The 18,203-nt window shown below is 46.2% G+C and carries 10 protein-coding genes and 3 pseudogenes; all 13 read right to left on the bottom strand.

Annotation, left to right across the window (positions count from 1 at the left end):
* Window positions 1-12: 12 nt before the first annotated feature.
* A complete protein-coding gene (locus QFI97_RS12555; RefSeq protein WP_346431300.1) occupies window positions 13-2,793 on the bottom strand; it encodes a kinetochore protein in 2,781 nt (926 codons plus the stop codon).
* Between the two features lie 35 nt (window positions 2,794-2,828).
* A complete protein-coding gene (locus QFI97_RS12550; RefSeq protein WP_346431299.1) occupies window positions 2,829-5,594 on the bottom strand; it encodes a hypothetical protein in 2,766 nt (921 codons plus the stop codon).
* Window positions 5,595-5,603: 9 nt separating this feature from the next.
* Window positions 5,604-6,719, bottom strand: a complete 1,116-nt coding sequence (locus tag QFI97_RS12545; RefSeq protein ID WP_346431298.1) for a DNA cytosine methyltransferase — start codon at window positions 6,717-6,719, stop codon at window positions 5,604-5,606.
* A 123-nt stretch (window positions 6,720-6,842) separates the two neighbouring features.
* A pseudogene (locus QFI97_RS12540) lies at window positions 6,843-7,275 on the bottom strand (GNAT family N-acetyltransferase).
* Window positions 7,276-7,307: 32 nt separating this feature from the next.
* A pseudogene (locus tag QFI97_RS12535) lies at window positions 7,308-7,604 on the bottom strand (tyrosine-type recombinase/integrase); the annotation flags it as partial.
* Window positions 7,605-7,638: 34 nt separating this feature from the next.
* A pseudogene (locus QFI97_RS12530) lies at window positions 7,639-8,773 on the bottom strand (IS3 family transposase).
* A 253-nt stretch (window positions 8,774-9,026) separates the two neighbouring features.
* Entirely contained in the window at window positions 9,027-9,938 is a 912-nt protein-coding gene (locus QFI97_RS12525) for a hypothetical protein (RefSeq protein ID WP_346431297.1), read from the bottom strand.
* Complete coding sequence (locus tag QFI97_RS12520) at window positions 9,935-11,602, bottom strand: AAA family ATPase (RefSeq protein WP_346431296.1); 1,668 nt, start codon at window positions 11,600-11,602, stop codon at window positions 9,935-9,937. Before QFI97_RS12520 ends, QFI97_RS12525 begins: the two co-directional genes overlap by 4 nt.
* 1,236 nt (window positions 11,603-12,838) lie before the next feature.
* A complete protein-coding gene (locus QFI97_RS12515; RefSeq protein WP_346431295.1) occupies window positions 12,839-14,173 on the bottom strand; it encodes a VasL domain-containing protein in 1,335 nt (444 codons plus the stop codon).
* 116 nt (window positions 14,174-14,289) lie between these two features.
* On the bottom strand, window positions 14,290-14,745 hold the full coding sequence (tssE, locus tag QFI97_RS12510) for a type VI secretion system baseplate subunit TssE (RefSeq protein ID WP_346431294.1): 456 nt from the start codon (window positions 14,743-14,745) through the stop codon (window positions 14,290-14,292).
* A complete protein-coding gene (gene tssJ, locus QFI97_RS12505; protein ID WP_346431293.1) occupies window positions 14,745-15,290 on the bottom strand; it encodes a type VI secretion system lipoprotein TssJ in 546 nt (181 codons plus the stop codon). Before tssJ ends, tssE begins: the two co-directional genes overlap by 1 nt.
* Window positions 15,268-16,353 (bottom strand): type VI secretion system baseplate subunit TssG, encoded by a 1,086-nt coding sequence (gene tssG / locus QFI97_RS12500; protein ID WP_346431292.1) that lies wholly within the window; start codon window positions 16,351-16,353, stop codon window positions 15,268-15,270. Before tssG ends, tssJ begins: the two co-directional genes overlap by 23 nt.
* Complete coding sequence (gene tssF / locus QFI97_RS12495) at window positions 16,317-18,071, bottom strand: type VI secretion system baseplate subunit TssF (RefSeq protein ID WP_346431291.1); 1,755 nt, start codon at window positions 18,069-18,071, stop codon at window positions 16,317-16,319. Before tssF ends, tssG begins: the two co-directional genes overlap by 37 nt.
* Window positions 18,072-18,203 lie beyond the last annotated feature (132 nt).

Raw genomic sequence — 18,203 nt, 5'->3', positions numbered from 1 at the left:
TTAATCCTTTGCTTATAACTGGAAAAGGGTCTCAAGTACGCTTGCAGATTCACCGGTAGTCATTTCCTGAACATATGGCCCTAACTCCGGGGCAAGAGCGTCAATCGTGGTCGCAATATCTTGTGCCGTACTACGGCCTAGGCTATAAGCCAGACGGGCAACAGCTTGTGCTTGTTCATCAGGAAGTAAAGAGAGTAGCGCTGCTTCTAGCACTTCCCTTGGGGCACAAGCTTGGTACTCTGGCTGGGGGTTGTCCACATAGATTGTCTGCCATAGTTCAAGGGTAATACGAGAAGGCGTGATGTCAGTATTTTGCTCAAGTGGCCGCTCATCCGACCATATATTTTCTGCAAGAAACAGGGGTAACTGGTAAGCAAGAGGTGCCTGTAATGGAAACGTGCTTTTCCCGGTGGTGAATGTGAGTAAAAAAAGTATCGGGTGTCGGATGGGCAAATGTCGTAGAGCCTGCCGCCGATCCGTCCAACTGCATGCAGCAGGATGGCGAGTTCTGAATAAGCACTCTTGGAGTTCAGGGAGCAGCGTTTCTGGAGGAGTGCGGTTAAAACCACGCAATTCAACGATGCTCGCCAGCCCTGCCTCTTGTTGATGGGTCAAAAAATCGCCTAGCGTCATGGTATTAGTATCGCCGGATAAACGGATCAATGTGGGGGAGTTCATTAAATCACTGAAGCTAAAATGATCGCTATGTACCGATACTTCACCCCAAACATTCCCGGCTAAGAGGTTCGCTAGTGAGGCGATAGTCTCTTTCGTCTCTTTTCCCATCAATCCGACTGCGGGTGTAACACTCGCAGCGGCAATCAGGCTGGATAATAAAGATTCACTTAGTCCCGTCGCCAAAGCCTGTTTTTCGATAGCCAATGATAGTTGATGTTTGCGAGTCAGGGCATTCGTCTCTGCCAATGGAAAATTAGAATTTACTGATTCGGCTACAGATTCTGGTGCTATTCGTCGTTGGGCAGGTTGTTCCTGCACTGTTTCATTTTTAATTACCGCCCTCAGTAACGCTGTCTGGGCCAGCGTTTCAATTCCCGCTTGAGATGCAGCTTCGAAGGTCTTTTTAATCCGTTGTTCAAGTTCATTTTCTTGCTGACGTAGCGCTTTATTAATACGATCGGTCTCTTTTTTCAGTTTTTTCTTCTGGTCGTCAATTTCATTTTCAAGCTGTATTTTCTTTTCAGATAATACCTTTATTGATTGTTTAATCTGGTACTGTTCTTCTTCATAACGAGTCAGTATTTCTTGTTTCTCAATATTAATTTGCGCTTCAACCTCAGGTAAAGCCAATAACTGTTGAGTCGTATCGTTAAGAAAGGATCTTGTATCTGCTATCTGTTCCAGGTGAGATACTGCACGAAGATAGGATGCCTCATTATCAGACTCATGTTCAGCAATAAAATGGGTTAAATTTTGTAGCTGTCCTTTACTGAACTGAGGGAAATCTTTTGCTGAATCAGTGCGTTTAAGCAGGCGTTTGATCCACGTGCTGGCTTCAGCGCAATCATATTTTTTACTCACCTGAGGGAGTTCAGTGATCACCCTGAGGGCATGAGAACCAAGTAGTGTCTGAGAAACCTGACGATAACTCTCTAGCGGCATATCAAAGTCATATTTTTTAGGATCAGACAAGTCACCCGGTAATCTTAGGGATACGCCATCACTTAGGTGAAAAATGACCGCCGTATCGTTTTGCGGCTGGTAGCGGGTCAGTAACCACTCTCTGACAGCATCAGGCTCATCAGAGGCATGAGGCAGCGCAACGACAGGATAAACGCGCGACAGGTAGTCAGTAATAACATACTGCGCGGGTTTATCAGACGGCTGATATCGGGCTTTCCATATTGCTATTTCATCCCGAGTAAATTTTTTGCTGAAATAGTTTTCAAAACCAATGGCTTCACCTCCATGGGGGAAAAAATCTTTTACCAGTTCCTCCGGGAGGTCTCGTAGGTTGCCATTAATTAACAGACTAATCGGCATAACAAAAAAAGCGCCGGACGCGGTTAACGCTAACACTTTTCCAATGAACATAACTTCGTCCATCGAACTGTCGATTTCTTTGGAAACAACGGGAGGAGCCTGTATTACACTGGTACCATCCATTTTTTTAAGGTCGTGACTGGCTTCAAACTGATCGATAAGTTCACCCAATTTTCGCGCCAGCGGTAAAGAATGTTCTGATAGCTTTGTCCGCCATCGATTATCGGCTGTACGCGTTCCCCTAAGTGCGTCAACCAATCCCCCAACAAACAGTGGAATAGTGCGCTCTGGCATAGAAATTTCTTTACCCTGACTAATTAAGGCACATTGTTCAATGTCTTCGTCAGTGAAATTAATTGTCGAAGAGTCAGAAACACCATGTTGGGATAAATCTATTTCTTCACCATTCAGAAATTTCGTTATAATTTCAGGGCAGTCAGAAGAAATATAGAATCCCAGAATAGTGCGCCATAACGGTTTACAGAGTTCAATATCTTCCGCATTACTTTCTGCTTCTAACAGATCTCTAAGAACATTTTCTGGGTCATTTTGTTCAGAAAACGTTAAATTTTCACGAAGCCAATCAGACACAACAAGTTTGGCCTTAGGTGGTAACGTACGGAGAAAATGTAACCTTTTCTCTGGTGCTTTCGGTAAATTATCTGCTTTAGCGCCATTTCTGGTGAGCCTTTGCTTGCACTCTTGCAAGCATCTGATCAATTCATGAGATTCTGTACCGAAGCTGTACATTTGGCCCAGCCGGTCGCTGATAATACTTTTCTTTTTAGCCATGTTAAACGTTCTCCTTACCACCTGATTCTGTAAAATTACTGTAAGGTTCTACGCAGTTTGCGTGTTGTTAGCGCTCTGTTACGTCGTTCCAACGCGCGTTGGCACGAAGGGGAAACCATTACATTGTCCCAGAGTGGAAATTTCCCCCCTGCAAATAAGTAACCACCATTATCTGTTATCGACAAGCATCCATGGGCAACATGGATCCACCACTGTAAAACGGAGAGCGGTAACGCAAAGATTTTCTTTGACCAGCACCAGTCAGTATCGCCTTTTTGCACGCCAACCGTTTCTCCTGTACATATCATCTGAGCCATTAATGCCCAGGAGAAGCTATCAGTTTGCCAGTATCCGGTGTTCTGCCGAATAAAATAACGATAACGCTGCTTTTCCTGACACCGTATCAATAGATTATTAGCCGTTTGAGTTAGCCGCTGTTCTTCTGACCATTGGTATTTTTCAGCTTGCCATAGCGACACATAGAGTTCCGGGGGTAAAGCCGGGATAAACTGCATTTGAGACAGTGGTAGCAATACTCCGCTCAAAGCATTTACGGGGAAATCGTCGTGACTAACCAAACGTAACCCAAACTGTTCAATGAAAGCATGAATACGCTCTCTGGCTGATAGATGCAATTCAATACAACCCATTGAACAACCTTTATCCTCAACCAACCGACGCCCTATTCGCTCACCGTTATTAAGTGCTTCTTGGAGAAGATTACTTTCACTTCTTGTAAACATCCCCAGAATTCGGGCAACAACTCCCTGCTCAGTGACATCAACGGAAATGGTTCTTTCAGCTAATGAGACTAACGAATATGGCGCATGACGTCGTTGTACTACACAAAGCCAGCCAGCAGCAAAGAGCATGCGACGCAATTGCCACTCGGGTATCCTCGTTACCTGTGATACGGGGTCAATATGTTGTTTTAATTCACCAAAAGGCAATGTGCTACGACGTTGAAAACGCAATGCCAGCGCCTCAGCGAGCCAGTCAAATGCTGCGGGTATATTATGTAACTCGGTATATTGGCATGTTACAGGAAGGCAATTTTCATACTGCCATAACATCTGAGCACCACTCAATGGTGTTATTTTTTCGCGTTTTAGTGGGCGGAGCACTGCCGTATCCCCTAACGCCATTAATACTCCCGATGGTCCATCAATAAGCCAATCATGTGGCTCTGTGATTTTACAATAAGTGGCGTAAGGCGCATGATCTAACACGTGTACATCAAAATTTACTGGGATATCTGAATGCGCTAACGTAAGTTCGTAGCGACAAAATGCCTGACCAGATATTTCCATCAACTCCTCTGGTGGGATGAATAATCCTTCAGCTCCCTGAGATAGCGAGCCATGAGTTAATTCTTCTCCGTCTTTATTGCTGATGACATAGCATCCTCTTAGTACTTCAGGCATATGAATTATCGGTGTACTGGCAGGGTTAAGTAGTATAGCCTGTCCAAATCGCGCTGCACCTGACATACGAGGTCGAGCAGGCTGCCATCCCTGTATTAGAAAACGACGGGCTTCTTCTGGTAACAAACGGGCAATCTTATCCAGCGTTTGCCTGCCAACTTTATCGGAAGAAACTATCGACCATTTGGTAGATTTAATATCCCGACGTTGTACTCTTTCGCCAACCTTCTTCAAGACAGTGAAAACACTGTCTGCATATGTATGATGAAGTATTAAATAGGTTGGAGAATCTTCATAATATTCTCCTTCTGAACTAATATGACAAAAATCATCACGAAAAAGCGGCAAACACCCAGACCGCAGTGCGACTCCCACTCGTGATTTATAGAAATAACCCTTCCGTTTTTTTAATAATAAATCCAAGGAATTTAATGTGGTGCCTATGTCTCGTTCGTAATATATATTATTATAGTTCTCTATTTCATTAGGCAAGGAGCAATAATGCTGGATTTCTGAGGCTGTAGCAGCAGCGTCATCCATAAGAAGATAAATCTCCGGATTACCTGAATCATTAAACTCCATGTGAATACAATACTTACCATTCTCTTTGAGTTGTTCTCTCTCCGTATGTACAGTGATATCACGAACAGCGCCCCAAAAAGGAGAGTCATAAGCCTGCTGCATGGCAGCCTTTGAAAGTAATGTTCTGAACTCAATAAACTCTTGGTTAAAAACCTCGCTAAAATAAGATATATATTGATGTACTACCTTATTAACTGATTCAAAAGTTGAATAGTTATCTAGTTTATTATCGATGAGAATATTCCGTAAAAAGACCTCATCTTTGTAGCAAGGAAAAGCAATTCTCTTGGAATACCCAATCAATCTTTCATGCTTTGATGGCCTTGGCAAGATTAAACGGGTACAGTTTTGTCTTTTACTACTCCATCTTTCTAACCTTTCCCATAAGTTGGGTAATTCAGTAAAAACAAATTTTTTATTTTTATCAAAGCCAAGCAGCACAGAAAATCGAACCCGGAAATCTCCTTCGTCATGTGTTTCATCATCAGCACTGGCAGCAAGTAATGTTAAATATAAAACGGCAAAATAAGTAGGGTATCCTTTTATTTGCGCTAAAATGTCTAATCGCGACTCATCTCTGAGAGCATCCTGGATTTTAGACGCTTTTTTTCCAAACGAAATCAGGAAACTTCGCTTAGCATCCTCTTTGCTACGTGGACCTGCAAGTTGCTCAAAAATGCGGCCCGTAGTATCAATTCGGCTTAAAGTCGAGCCCGTATGCGAAGACTCAAGAAAGACTATCTTTACTAGTTCAGCATTCCATTCTTCTAAAGTAACAGGGAAAGAATCATCCATACTCACCGCCTAATTACCGTTCGCTGTCATCTTTTTCAAACCAGCACCAGAAAATAAATGCCGAAAAAGTACCTCAGCCAGCAGTGGAGGAACAGCATTACCAATTTGGGTAAATTTTGACTCGACGTCTCCTACAGGCTCAAAACCCTGTGGAAAAGTTTGTATTCGTGCACATTCCCGCCATGATAACCGCCTTGCCTGTTCCAGTTTGGGACGAGAAGTATCAACAATTAGATGCTCATATTCATCAGAAAAGTCCCAGCGCTGCTTCCAGCCATCCTCCAGGTTTGACCATGTTAACTTCATCACCGGGCTGGCAGGATGTAATGTAACATGACGCCAGTTAGCTACGACGGTGTAAGCAGGGCTGTCCCATAGAGCTTTACGATTTCGGGACATGAAATACCATGAGAAATGCCCATCAGGATCATGTGGTCGTTCGTAAAACTCACCTTCAGGCCATAGTGGTAAATCCCTAATAGCCTCACCATGTGAAACATAGGGTTTTAAATGAGGATTCTTTTTTGTCGCTTTGCCATGTGTTTCAGCAGGAAATTCAAAGTATTGCCCCAGATCGTTTCTGACGCCAATAATAAACAAACGCTTGCGCGACTGAGGCACGCCGTAAGCCCTCGCGTTTACCATATGATAGCTGACTTGGTACCCGGCAGCTTTATATGCCGTGAGCTGTTGTTCCAGAAAGCTACCTGCCCCTAAATGTTTCAAGCCAGAAACATTTTCAGCAACAAAATACTTCGGCTGAACAGTCTCTAATACCCGTAGAAAGTGTTTATAAAGGTTTGTTCTGTCGTCATTGTTAGGTTTTCTGTTACCTGCCATTGAAAATGACTGGCAGGGATAGCCTCCAACAACAATATCAACATCCGGAAAAGACAGAATTTGAGAGATATCACTATGCCTGATATCACTATCGGGGAAATAGTTCCCTAATGTTTTGCAGGCATTCTCTGCAACATCGTTGGCAAAGACGATGTCTCCACCAGCTGAGGTAATTCCAAAATCCATACCACCACAACCGGAGAAAAGTGAAAGTACCCGAATATTATCGTTCTCTCTCTCAAAAACACTGCTCATACGCCCATACCAAATATCTTCTTCTAACAAACCGTAACTGGTTGTTAATTTGCCTTAAAATCATAGAGAAAGATTATACCTCTCTGTAAAGAATCTTACATCAATATACTTAGCTTTTGAGGGGGGAGTGGTGTTTTTGTTGTTAAGGTATTACTAAATGGCCGTTCTTAAGATAGTGCTTCCCACCAAATCCCCCATCAGCAAAATCGGATCCATCGGCAACGGCTCAAACCCCACCCGCAGATAAAATTCCCGCGCTTCGTCAGATAACGCATCAACCAGCGTCCCGCGAATACCGATGGTTTCCGCCACCTGTATTACCCGCAACTCGGCGTCACGTATCAGTGCCAGCCCCAAACCTTGGCTATGTAGCGATTTATCCACCTCTAGGCATCCCAGCACTAGAAGGGGATCGTGTAAGACATATTGCGACAAAAGCGCACGGGGGCAGTATTTGTTGTTACAGCGCTGGAAGCCTGCGAGTAGGAAGCACCTTAGCATCGTCGAAGCAGACCAACGTGCGGGATGCGACGGAAAGCTGGTTCATCATCGCCCACGGTTTTAGCCAGTTATCCATAGAATCCATTCCACAACAGAACGAGGTAAGAATATGTCCTGTATGAAGGGGAAAATGTATTTATTGAAAGCCTCCAGAATGTCAGAGGCATATCCTTCAGACCGTCGACCAGCTCTTGTCGCATGCCACTCAAGCGCCACGGTCTGGAACGTGTTGTTGAGTTGTACATCGCAAACCAGTTTCTCTTCTTTCTTTGTTGTTGATGGATCGATCCCTTCGGCCAACTTTTTCTTGGCTTCATCACGCAATGCCCTCGCCTGCGCGAGAGTCACGGTAGGGTACACGCCATAGGCCATGCGCTTCTCTTTCCCGTTGAAGCGATAGTTCATGCTGAAGTGCTCAACAAAAACTGGCCACCGCTTTAGAGTTTTTTCAGTATCGGTTTTCCGATTCGTTTGGGGGCAACCCACCGTTATAGTCATGCGGCCTTAGCGAGCTGTAATACTCGACGATATAGTCTGTGATCGCATGAGCAGCTTCGCTAAAGTTTATATAACCTGTCACTGGCACCCACTCGTTTTTAAGACTTCTGAAGAAGCGTTCCATCGGGCTGTTGTCCCAACAGTTTCCGCGTCGACTCATACTCTGCCAGATCCGGCAACGCCACAGTAACTGCCGGAACTGCCTGCTTGTATAGTGGCTACCCTGGTCACTGTGGAACATCACTCCGGCTGGTTTACCGCGAGCTTCCCACGCCATTTCCAGCGCTCTGATGGTCAGCTTGCTATCCGGCGAGAATGACATTGCCCAGCCCACAGGCTTTCTTTCGAACAGATCTAGAACAACAGCAAGGTAAGCCCAACGCTTGCCTGTCCAGATATACGTCACATCGCCGCACCATACTTGGTTAGGTTCTGTCACTGCGAACTGTCGCTCAAGGCGATTCGGGATGGCGATGTGTTCATGGGCACCACGTTTATACCGGTGGGTAGGTTGCTGACAACTCACCAGCCCCAGTTCTTTCATGAGCCTGCCGGCAAGCCAGCGTCCATTCTGAAGCCTCTCAGGGTTGCCATAATGGCGATACTTCTTGCACCAGCAGAGCCATGGCTGATGTTATGCAACTCCCGAACCTGACTGCGTAACACAGCTCGCCAGCCGTCTGGCTTTTCGCCGCTTTTCTCCCAGTATTTGTAGCTACTGCGATGAACCCCGAACACGTGGCAGAGTGTGACCACAGGATACAGCGCTCTGAGTTTCCCAATTAACGAGAACTGTTCAGGGAGTCTGACATCAAGAGCGCGGTAGCTTTTTTTAATATATCGTTTTCCATTTCAATGCGTTGCAGCTTTTTCTTCAGCTCACGTATTTCAATCTGTTCCGGGGTTATAGGGGAGGCTTTAGGTATTTTGCCCTGTCGTTCATCCCGCAACTGCTTTACCAATCGCGTCATGGTAGAAAGCCCCACGTCCATAGCACTGGCCGCAGCTGCAACGGTGTAGTTCTGATCAAGGACCAGTTGAGCGGATTCGCGTTTAAACTCTGCGCTGAAATTTCTTTTTTTCATTGAGGCACCTGTAATGTTCTGAGGTGAGCATATCACCTCTGTTCAGGTGGCCAAATTCAGTGTGCCACTACATTATGAGCACCAACCAAAGTGAGTACCAGCATGAGTACAAAGCAAACAACAAAAAATTAAAACATTGAAAGTCAATAAAATAAGAATAAAAAGAGCATTAACTTTAAAAAATTATCTTATGAGGTTCCACTGAACTTTGAATTTAAAGGGGAATATAACGTAATGTATTCCCCGTTATTTATCAAAAAGTTAACTCATTCAAGTCCTCCTGCTTTTCCTCTAGGGTATTTGGGGGGCATAACCCATTCAAATACATAATTAATTTTTCGTCTCGTAGCGAGGCATAAAATGCAACCTCCCAATTATCATAAACATTCAAAGGATGAGTATATCTTGACAATTTTGCATCTATATAATCTCTGATATCATTTTTTTTATTTTTCTGCTCCTTAGTTATTGTTTTAATTTTTCGTCGACAATAATCCTTAACTCTATTACTAATATTAAGATTGTTTAGATGAAGTATTATTCTTTCAAGTTCATCTTTTTGAATGCTAGGATCATATTTGCATGTGACTTTAAAATTAAATTTCTCCTTCCCTATTATTTCAGTTGTTATGCTAATACCTATTTTTGAAAGCATATCATTATATAAAGGATGAATGAACAAGCATGATTTTGATGTTTTACAATAATAAAAGTCGCTTTTTATTGGTGCACAATCCACACATTGAGGAACTAGATTATTAGGATACATTGAATACTCCGCCCAAAGATCCTTGGGCATAAAGTGATCAAGTGTCGTTGGTGTAACAGGATTCCCACAGTATGGACAGCTTGTGAGCTCATGCTCTTTTCTTCGGCTCGTCAATAACTCACGAAGCTTTTTAGGTGGATTATTGTAATAATCCATAAACATTTTTTTACTTGACCATTTATTTTTATCTCTTCCACTATCCTCTTCAATAGATCTATAGTTACTATTTGTTGGAATTAAATTGAACGCAACTATAATAGCATCATAATTTTTATAGATTTTTTGTAAATTCTCCTTTTCTAACTCTAACTTATCTTTATCTTGCCTTTTTGAATCTAGTGCTTGAGTAAGCCAGTCAATTTCATCTTCCATTTTTAAATTTTGAACATATTTCATTTTATTGGCTCCACTTCAATATCATTCTCTCCATCTAAATGTGAGGTCAGGTAAAATAATGCTTCATCTCCAACATTTTCTGAAAGGCTATTCACTAAATCCTGGCTGATACCTTTCTTTTCAATCAAATTATCAATATCCTTTTGATAAGATTTTGTAGTTCTAAAATCATCAAAAACTTCGCCAATAATTTGATCTAAAGCTCCTCCATAAGTTTCAACTGAAGGCCTGTTAATGATTGTCATTTCATTTTGTTTTTTTAATACATTGACACATACACTATTTATCTCCCTCGCTAATACAGCTGAATGAGTAGCAATGATTGAATATGAAAAGAATTTCTTCAAAATATTTTTCAACATTGTTATCAATTCAATTTCTAACGTTGGATGAAGATATAATTCAGGCTCATCGATAACAAGTAGCGTTTCATCTGTTATTTCTGACAGAATAGATGGAATCATATAAGAGAAAATAATTTGCCCTGCACTCAATTCAATTATTTCTTCATCATTAATAAAAACGATACCTTTTTTAAAATCAAAATCCTCATTTTTAATTTCAATGATTTGGCTATTCAAATCGGAAACATCAATGAAAACATTATCTTTCGTGTAAACACCCATTTGTGTAAAGTTGATAGCGGTCAATAATGTTTCGCGAAGAATCTGAAATCTTTTAGTATTTTTCCACCAATCTTCCTGATCTAACTTGATAATGTTTTTTAGAGCTTCAATTGAATATTTTTTTGGATGCTCGATATCAAAAACGCTATCTTCATTTTTAAATCCAATATATTCATAATCATTCACAGTCAGGAGTTTTTCGTCATCAGTCACATCTCCTAAATAACTAGAGTATTTATTTTTTAGCTCCTTTATAATGTCTTTTTTGGTTTTGAAATTTTCGAACGGCGAATACGCAATTACCAAAATTTTATTGATGTAAGGTCTTTTTTCAAAATCGGAAACACCAGCTAATATATCGATTAAATGCCGAAGTATGTAAGTTTTACCCAGTCCATTTTTTCCTATCATAAGATTTATATTATTATTCTCTATAAGAGCATCACCATTTTTGAAAAAATCAAACTTAATAGATTCAAATGTGTCCGGCAGGTCATTGACAAGTATGGATAGTTCATTATTTATTTTATACTGCCCTAATGCTATCGAAACACCTCTCGTCAAGATTGTTTCATTGCTAGAGCTATCTCGAAATAGCGCACCAGTATATCCATCCCATGTTTCATGTGTAGCTTTGAGATTTACTAAATAACTCGCATCGCATATTCCTCTGAGATAAGAACGGATTTTATCATCAGTCAAAAAAGCTTTATTTACGGCCTGATAAAATTCAATTTTCTCTGGTAAAGACACTATACTATTTTTATTTAAAACACTAGTGACATCAAAAAGACCATTACCTTTATCATTCCCATGTTTTTTGAAATAGCTTGATGTATTCGAATCATCCCGACATAATACTCTCACATACCCAAGTCTGATTTTCTCCATTCCAGAAGGAATATAATAAATAGCGAATAACATTACATGCCCAAAGTCATCCCATGGATTTCCCCATTGCTTTTCAACATTGTCTTGGATGAGATATACACCTTCGTCTTTAGGCAAGTTTTTGGATGTACTAAAGTAAAATTGCATGACACCTCCTTCATATTTATATGATTAATTCTTACATAAAAAATCCAAGGTTTCTCTTTTACCGCTTCAAACTGATCTTCAGGACTCACAGCAAGTTTGATCTACATCGGACAATGTTGAAAGAGCATCCCGTATAACCGAGTCATTCACATTTAGAGAGAATGTATGGAAGGCATAGAACATTTTACCGTCGATCGGCACAATTTTTGGTACATTCATTGCGGTTCACCTATTGTTAGCCATCAGATAAATAGAGATCACATTCTGACAAAAGGCCTACTAAACAGACGATTGCCATCCAATGTACCACAAGTCAAAGTATGTAAGGAATGTAATACCGGCTTCTCATTGGATGAAGAGTACCTCATTACTTTTCTAAGTTGTGAACAGGCAGGAAGCACAGCCCCTTCAGCACAGGGAAATCTAAACGTAACCCATCCCTGGCAGCTCCACTACAGGCAGCTAAGCAGATGACAGTGACTGAATATGGCAGACAGCAGACTCTTTGGCTATCTGAGATAGAACGTATACATTGGGTTATTTTGAAAAATGCCACAGGCCATGCTTTCTACGAGTACGGAGAGCCAATGTTAGATGATCTAGTCTCTGATAGTGCCGTTCCACTGATATCAATCGATCAAAACCAACGTAACGCCTTCGAAGAAGCCGGTGGACCCTTTGCTGTCTGACCAGAAGTTGGAAGCAGAATGATGACTCACGTCATGACAGGTCAAGGCTTAGATGATGGTTGAGTTAGTATTCAAGATGACATCTATCGATATTTGGTATTTTAACAAGCCATACTGACAGTTCGCTCAGTCATACATAACTATCTCGCCACGGAGGTGGTTGGAAATGAAGGTGTTATGCACACCATTTGATTACCAAAGCACTGGTTCTTTGTTTATCCATGGTTAAAAAATGAATAACATATTTTCTGAACCACTGCTTTTTCGAAAGTGAGTACAAAAATGAGTTCAAATCAAGAAAATAAAAATTAAAAACATTATAATCAACATGATAAGTAACAAATCACGGTTCAACGTCTAAGAGTTGCCGTTGGCTCATGGGGCTTCACGGAATCTCATGACAGCCGGAAGACAGCATAAAAAAACCACGCAACTGCGTGGTTTTTTGTATCTGACGCTGCCGCAGCGCGAAAAAATGCCCTTAGGCGCTTTTTCACATGACTATTCAGCGCGGTTGCAGTGCAAACAAACTGCCCGGCCAGGAGTGCTATTCCCGGTTGGTTAGCGCCGAGTATCGGGTGATGAGCTGCTGTAAGTGCTGCTCCACCTGAAGCTTCTGCGCCTGCGGGATCATCCCTGGCTCTTGCCGCTCAGACATCTGACGGAGCTGCTCCTCCACCGGCACGGATTTATTAAATGCCTGAATGGCGGCAAACACCTGTGATTTCAGCTCGCTGACGGTCATGTATTTCCCCTTCTGTCCATCCAGGGCGTTGAGCTGTTCGCTCAGGCTCTGGAGCTTGCGCATGCCCTGATGCCAGCCTGCGAGCGAATCATCCGGAGTCCCGTTCAGGGCAAGCTTTTGCTGCCACTGAGTGCCCAGCTGTTCAGCCCCGGAAAGCCCCGGCCACAGCGCGTGAGCCTGGTTTATCAGATCCTGGCCGGCGCGAAGATTCCAGTCCGGCGGCAGCGCAGAAAGCTCCTCCAGCCTCAGTGAGGCGTTCTTCAGCCAGCTGGCTGCTGAGCCAAACCCGGACGCTTCGCCTGCCGTCGCGCCGGGCATCCGGGGCAGCGGTTGCAGGCTACGCTCAGGCTGCTGGCCGATTTGCTCCGGGCGAGCCAGGTAGTGCCCGCCGGTAAAAACGGCGGTACTCAACACAAAAGCCGTCAGCATCCCGCAGGCGAATATGCCGGCACGCTTTGGGGCCGGCGTCGTTTCTTGCCCCCTGACAACGGGTGCGGCGGAGCCCGGTTGGATCGCATGCAGACGCTGAGGCTCAGGTGCTGATTCCTTACATTCGTTCTGCGGGGCCTGCGCGGCCGGAAGAGTAATGGCTGCTGCGGATAATTGTGGCTCTGGTATATTCGCCACGCGCGTCACCGCGCTGCATACCTGCTGTAGCAGAGGCTCTATCTGGCTTACCTGCAGCAATTCCTGGCGGGCAAGGATGCGGCTCAGGAAATCAAGCGTCGATTCCAGCTGCTGGAGCTGATGATAATCCTCATGGCTCAGGGTAAAGGTGCGGAACACTTTCTGCAGCCGCCGAAACAAACCAGAAAGAATTTCTGCCCGTGGATGGCTTGCCCGCGGCCAGTACTGTGCCCACTGATGGCTCAGCATAGTCGCAATGATGTTCAGCCCTTCGTTCATCCCCCCCACCCGCGCCAGATGGCTGCGCGCCAGGGTATACCAGGCCCCAGTCTGCAGCTCGATTCCGTTTTTATCAAACAGCGCCAGCGACAATTGTTCCACCCGCTCCCAGTGAATATCAGGCCTGGCCGGATGTGCCTGCTTGCTCATTTCATCGCGCAGGGCGATAAAGTCGGGGAACGGGCGCGGATCGCCGCCCGTCCGGATATTTCGGGGTTCTGTGTTTTTCATGATGGATTCATCCGTGGATTTGCAGGCAGAGATTTGTAACTTGCTCCGGGAGCTGGAGGTTGTGCATCGCGATGAAGGTATCGTTGTCCGCAGACCTGCCGGCCTGTCCGGTATCCCTACATGCGGGTATTTCGGTCGAAGTAATGCTGTTGCTTTAAGTGGCGAATTAATATCCGGCCCTCGGGCATAAACTCGGTGCCATAGCGCACCAGGCCCACCCCTTTCAGCTCAGCATCGATCGCATAACGCAGCTCGCCGGGGACCTCCTGCTCAAGGAGAATAACGCTAATGCTTTTCAGCCGCGGTTCATATTTGAGCAGAACGGCCGACAGCGTCCCCATAAGCTCATGGGCGGAGCCAGGCATACCCTGCAGGATTTTAGTCATATCCGGCAGACCGTAGTCCGGCAAATGCGCCAGCGTGCCGGCGCGGCAGTTAAGAATGCGCTGCATGTTGTCCAGCACTGACAGAATCGCCTGGTTCTGCTCGCTGACGTGGTTGAGATCGAGGCCGCCGGCGAAGTTGCCGTAGAGAATTTCATACAGCGAGGGGGTATTGTGTCCCTGTGACATTAATCATCCTTAACGGGCTGTAGCGTCAGATGATTATTTCCGGCTTCCAGAATTCGCGGTTTGTCGGAATCGAGGTCTTCACGTTCGATGACCAGCTTCCAGGTGTTATTCACCATATCCGGATGACGGAACAGCCCGGCAACGGCCACAAACTGCGCATCGGCTTCCATTGGCATATCGAGATTCGCATCGCCGCCCGGCTTCACAACTACATCACGCGTGGCCAGCAAATCAGCGTTCAGCTGGGTATCGTCATCTCTCAGCAGCTGCTGATATACCGTCTTGTCGAAGGTTTTGCGTTCTTTCAGCTGATACACTCTGACTACCACTGGCTCGGATAGCGAATTGCTCTCACGTGCATCGGTATTCAGCGCCTCGCGCGCCACAAAATCGAGATGCAGGACTTTAATTTTCTTGTAAAAAAAGGCGCTAAAGACCGATTTAGTACCATCAGTGACGCTCTGCGTCACCCCACATCCCATCAGGCTAAACGCCAGCAGCGGCAGCAGCCGGCATGCGATTTTAGTCGAACTTATACGTAACACATCGGTTTCCTTGTTGTGGTGTGGCGGGGTGCATGCCGCTGTAATTACCCAGTTCCGTCGTAAAGGTCTGCGGGATATGGTCCAGAAACACTTCATCTTCAGCTCCCAGCACGCCATTCATGCCGAGCCAGAAATTGCCTTCACCGAGCGGCGGGACGACCAACAAGCGAGTCAGCGTGGTTAGGGTGATTTTTGCCTTAAAGCGCCAGCCCAGATAGACCCGCAGCATCACCAGAAAATCCTGATACAGCAGGCCATCCGGCTTCCAGCCCTGCGCTTCATGCAGGTTGTCCGTTGAAAGCGCAATCAGCAGCTGGCTGCTGGCATCCATCACTTCATCACCAAGCGGCGTGTTGCCATCCAGCAAAAAATCCTTCTCGCCGTAAAAGCCCATAGGCTGACTGACTTCCACCGGCCGCAGACAGTACGGTCTAAGCAGCACCGTTGTCTCAGGTGCCAGCAGACTCACCAGCGCCTGCATCCCCTCCTGGGTTTTCCCAGGCTGACGCAACACGCCGAGCAGAGCCAAAAAGCGCGACACGGGGGTAGCAATATGCTCTGCGGTACCGGGGATACCCAGTCCCACCAGACCCAGCAGCGACTGTGAAATGTTGTCGCTCCCACCGGGCTCGAACGTGACCGGCCAGGAGTACTTCCGCCAGATGCGGTAAAACTGCGTCAGGATGCGGTGGCTGAAGATATCCAGAAAGCCCTGCAGCGCGTCATGCCCCTCCCGGCGCTGGGCGATGTCATCGAGATAAGCGGTCGGCAGCGGTGAGTCGACGCCGTACATCCCCATAAAGTTGGTACGGATCACCGGTGGTTTACTGTCATCGTCTTCGTCGTATTCGACGGCTTTCAGTTCGCTGACCGGAAACCCCATCCCCGGGTGAGGGGCAAAGCGCACCGGATCGTCAGCGGGATGACTGGTTGAGCCCATCAGCGGTTTACCCGGATGAAGCTTTTCCAGCAGCTGGCAGAAACGGTAAAAGTTAATGCGCTGAAGGTCGGCCTCCAGCCGTGGGGTCAGCCGGGAATACGGCGGTTGTGCTTCTCTTCCCATTCCAGGCGTTCTCCGGTCGGTTGCAGAATGATAATCAGGCGGTTAAACAGATAGATGTCGGTATAAAGCGCGAAGAAGCGGCTCAACATCTCGCCAAACAGGCAAATATCCCCTCTTCCGGCAAAGCCGTGAGCGTCGAGCGTCACTTCTATCTGCACACCGCGCACCAGGTAGCCCTGTTCAAAGCGCTCGGTTTCGCTGTGTTTCACGTCGATAATCGCTTCCAGACGGCGGCGGTTCATCTCGCTGTCTGTCCACTCATACAGCGCCAGGGTACCGCGCAGCACTTCGGCATTATCCATCATTGAGAGGAAACCGCTGCCGAGGTGGCTTAGCACGCGCCAGTGAAAGCGATCCCTGTTCGGTGGATAGCAAGGCAGCGTCGGCGCACAGAGATTGCGTACGGCGATACTGACCGAGGTGGTTTTCATCACCGTATCGAGCACGGTGCTTTGCAGAGCCCGACGAGGCAGCTGACCGTTGGTGCCGGTGAGCGTCAGAGACAGGCTTTCATCTACAGGCACGGTGTGATTATCAAACGCTTCGCCACCGAGTATCAGCCAGGTGTTATGTAGCCCGGACGGCCCCCGACGCACGCGGGTGTGATAGTAATATTCCGGGGCCTCATGACGCATCATCCCGCCCTTGTGGCGAAAGCTTGAGAACGGCACATAAGTATGCTGGCTTGATGACATGACCGAATCCACGGCGTAAATCTCGGTATGACCATCCTGTACCCGCATCGGGCGCAGCATGTATTCCATCTGCAGCGAGTTGAGCGTCAGCGGATCGGATTCCAGCGGAAACAGATTAATCACCGGCACGCAGTTCAGGCGCAGATGCTTTTCGGTAAAACTGAAGTCATGCTCCCAGCGTTCCGCCAGCACCACGTCGATTTCAAACCAGGGGAACTCAGGCGGAAATGCCACGGTATCCAGCCCGCGCAGGTCGGTGAACATGAATTTCTCGCGGAAGGTAAAGTACTCCAGCAGCAGCTGGTAACCGCTGAAACTGCTGCTGCCCTTCGGCCACAGGGTATCGCTATCGCCAAACCCAAGCGCGGTGAAATACCCGTCCAGCGGTTTTCTCTCCACATCACCGGGCATCCGCAGCCACATCCGGGCTACATTCATGGTGAAGACTTCATGCATGGCGCAGGCCAGCGGAGCGTCGGCATTGAAATAGAACGGAATATGGTGCAGGTCGATACGGCTCCAGTCCGCCAGCTTGCTGCAGCTAAAGCGTAGTGTGACAACCGAGCGGCCATCAGAATCGGTCGCCAGGCTGGCGCGATCCAGCGACAAGGGCTGAAGGTCTATCGCTTTCGTAGTGGAATAACGACAGCGCGTCCCCTTCTCACCGATCGGCCGGGAATGCACCTCAAAGCCTTTGTCGATACGCATCTGCTCCTTCATTTCGCGCCAGTCCGGCGTGAACTCCACCACCGACATCGATGGGATGGTACGCAGATAGTGCGGCCACAGCAGGCTGACCAGCCCTTCGGTCAATTCTGGCAGGTCGTCATCGAGCTTCTCGCGCAATCGGCCCATCAGGAAGGCAAAGCCTTCAAACAGGCGCTCCACGAACGGATCGCGCGCGCCCGCTTTATCCAGATTGAGCATTGCCGCCTGCTCCGGATGAGCACGGGCAAACTCTTCCCCGGCTTCCAGCAGATAGCGCATTTCGGCGTCATAATAACGCAGGGTTAAGTCGTCCATAGATTCGTCTTAATTAATGTTTATTTACTGGGGAGCGGAGAATAATTCCTGAATCGGCACCTGGAATCTAATAACTTCGTATTTACCGATTCATTGAAATTATTTCCAACACTACATTGATATAAAATAATA

Origin of the sequence: Klebsiella scottii (assembly GCF_036561945.1) — a bacterium.
GTDB lineage: Bacteria > Pseudomonadota > Gammaproteobacteria > Enterobacterales > Enterobacteriaceae > Klebsiella > Klebsiella scottii.
Note: the sequence above shows the minus strand (reverse complement) of the source record. Positions and strands in the feature narration are given on the sequence as shown.

Coding starts and splice junctions, on each gene's coding strand:
- QFI97_RS12515 (WP_346431295.1), bottom strand. CDS start 14,173: ATGAAAAACACAGAACCCCGAAATATCCGGACGGGCGGCGATCCGCGC.
- tssE (WP_346431294.1), bottom strand. CDS start 14,745: ATGTCACAGGGACACAATACCCCCTCGCTGTATGAAATTCTCTACGGC.
- tssG (WP_346431292.1), bottom strand. CDS start 16,353: ATGGGAAGAGAAGCACAACCGCCGTATTCCCGGCTGACCCCACGGCTG.
- QFI97_RS12550 (WP_346431299.1), bottom strand. CDS start 5,594: ATGGATGATTCTTTCCCTGTTACTTTAGAAGAATGGAATGCTGAACTA.
- QFI97_RS12525 (WP_346431297.1), bottom strand. CDS start 9,938: ATGAAATATGTTCAAAATTTAAAAATGGAAGATGAAATTGACTGGCTT.
- QFI97_RS12520 (WP_346431296.1), bottom strand. CDS start 11,602: ATGCAATTTTACTTTAGTACATCCAAAAACTTGCCTAAAGACGAAGGT.
- tssF (WP_346431291.1), bottom strand. CDS start 18,071: ATGGACGACTTAACCCTGCGTTATTATGACGCCGAAATGCGCTATCTG.
- QFI97_RS12555 (WP_346431300.1), bottom strand. CDS start 2,793: ATGGCTAAAAAGAAAAGTATTATCAGCGACCGGCTGGGCCAAATGTAC.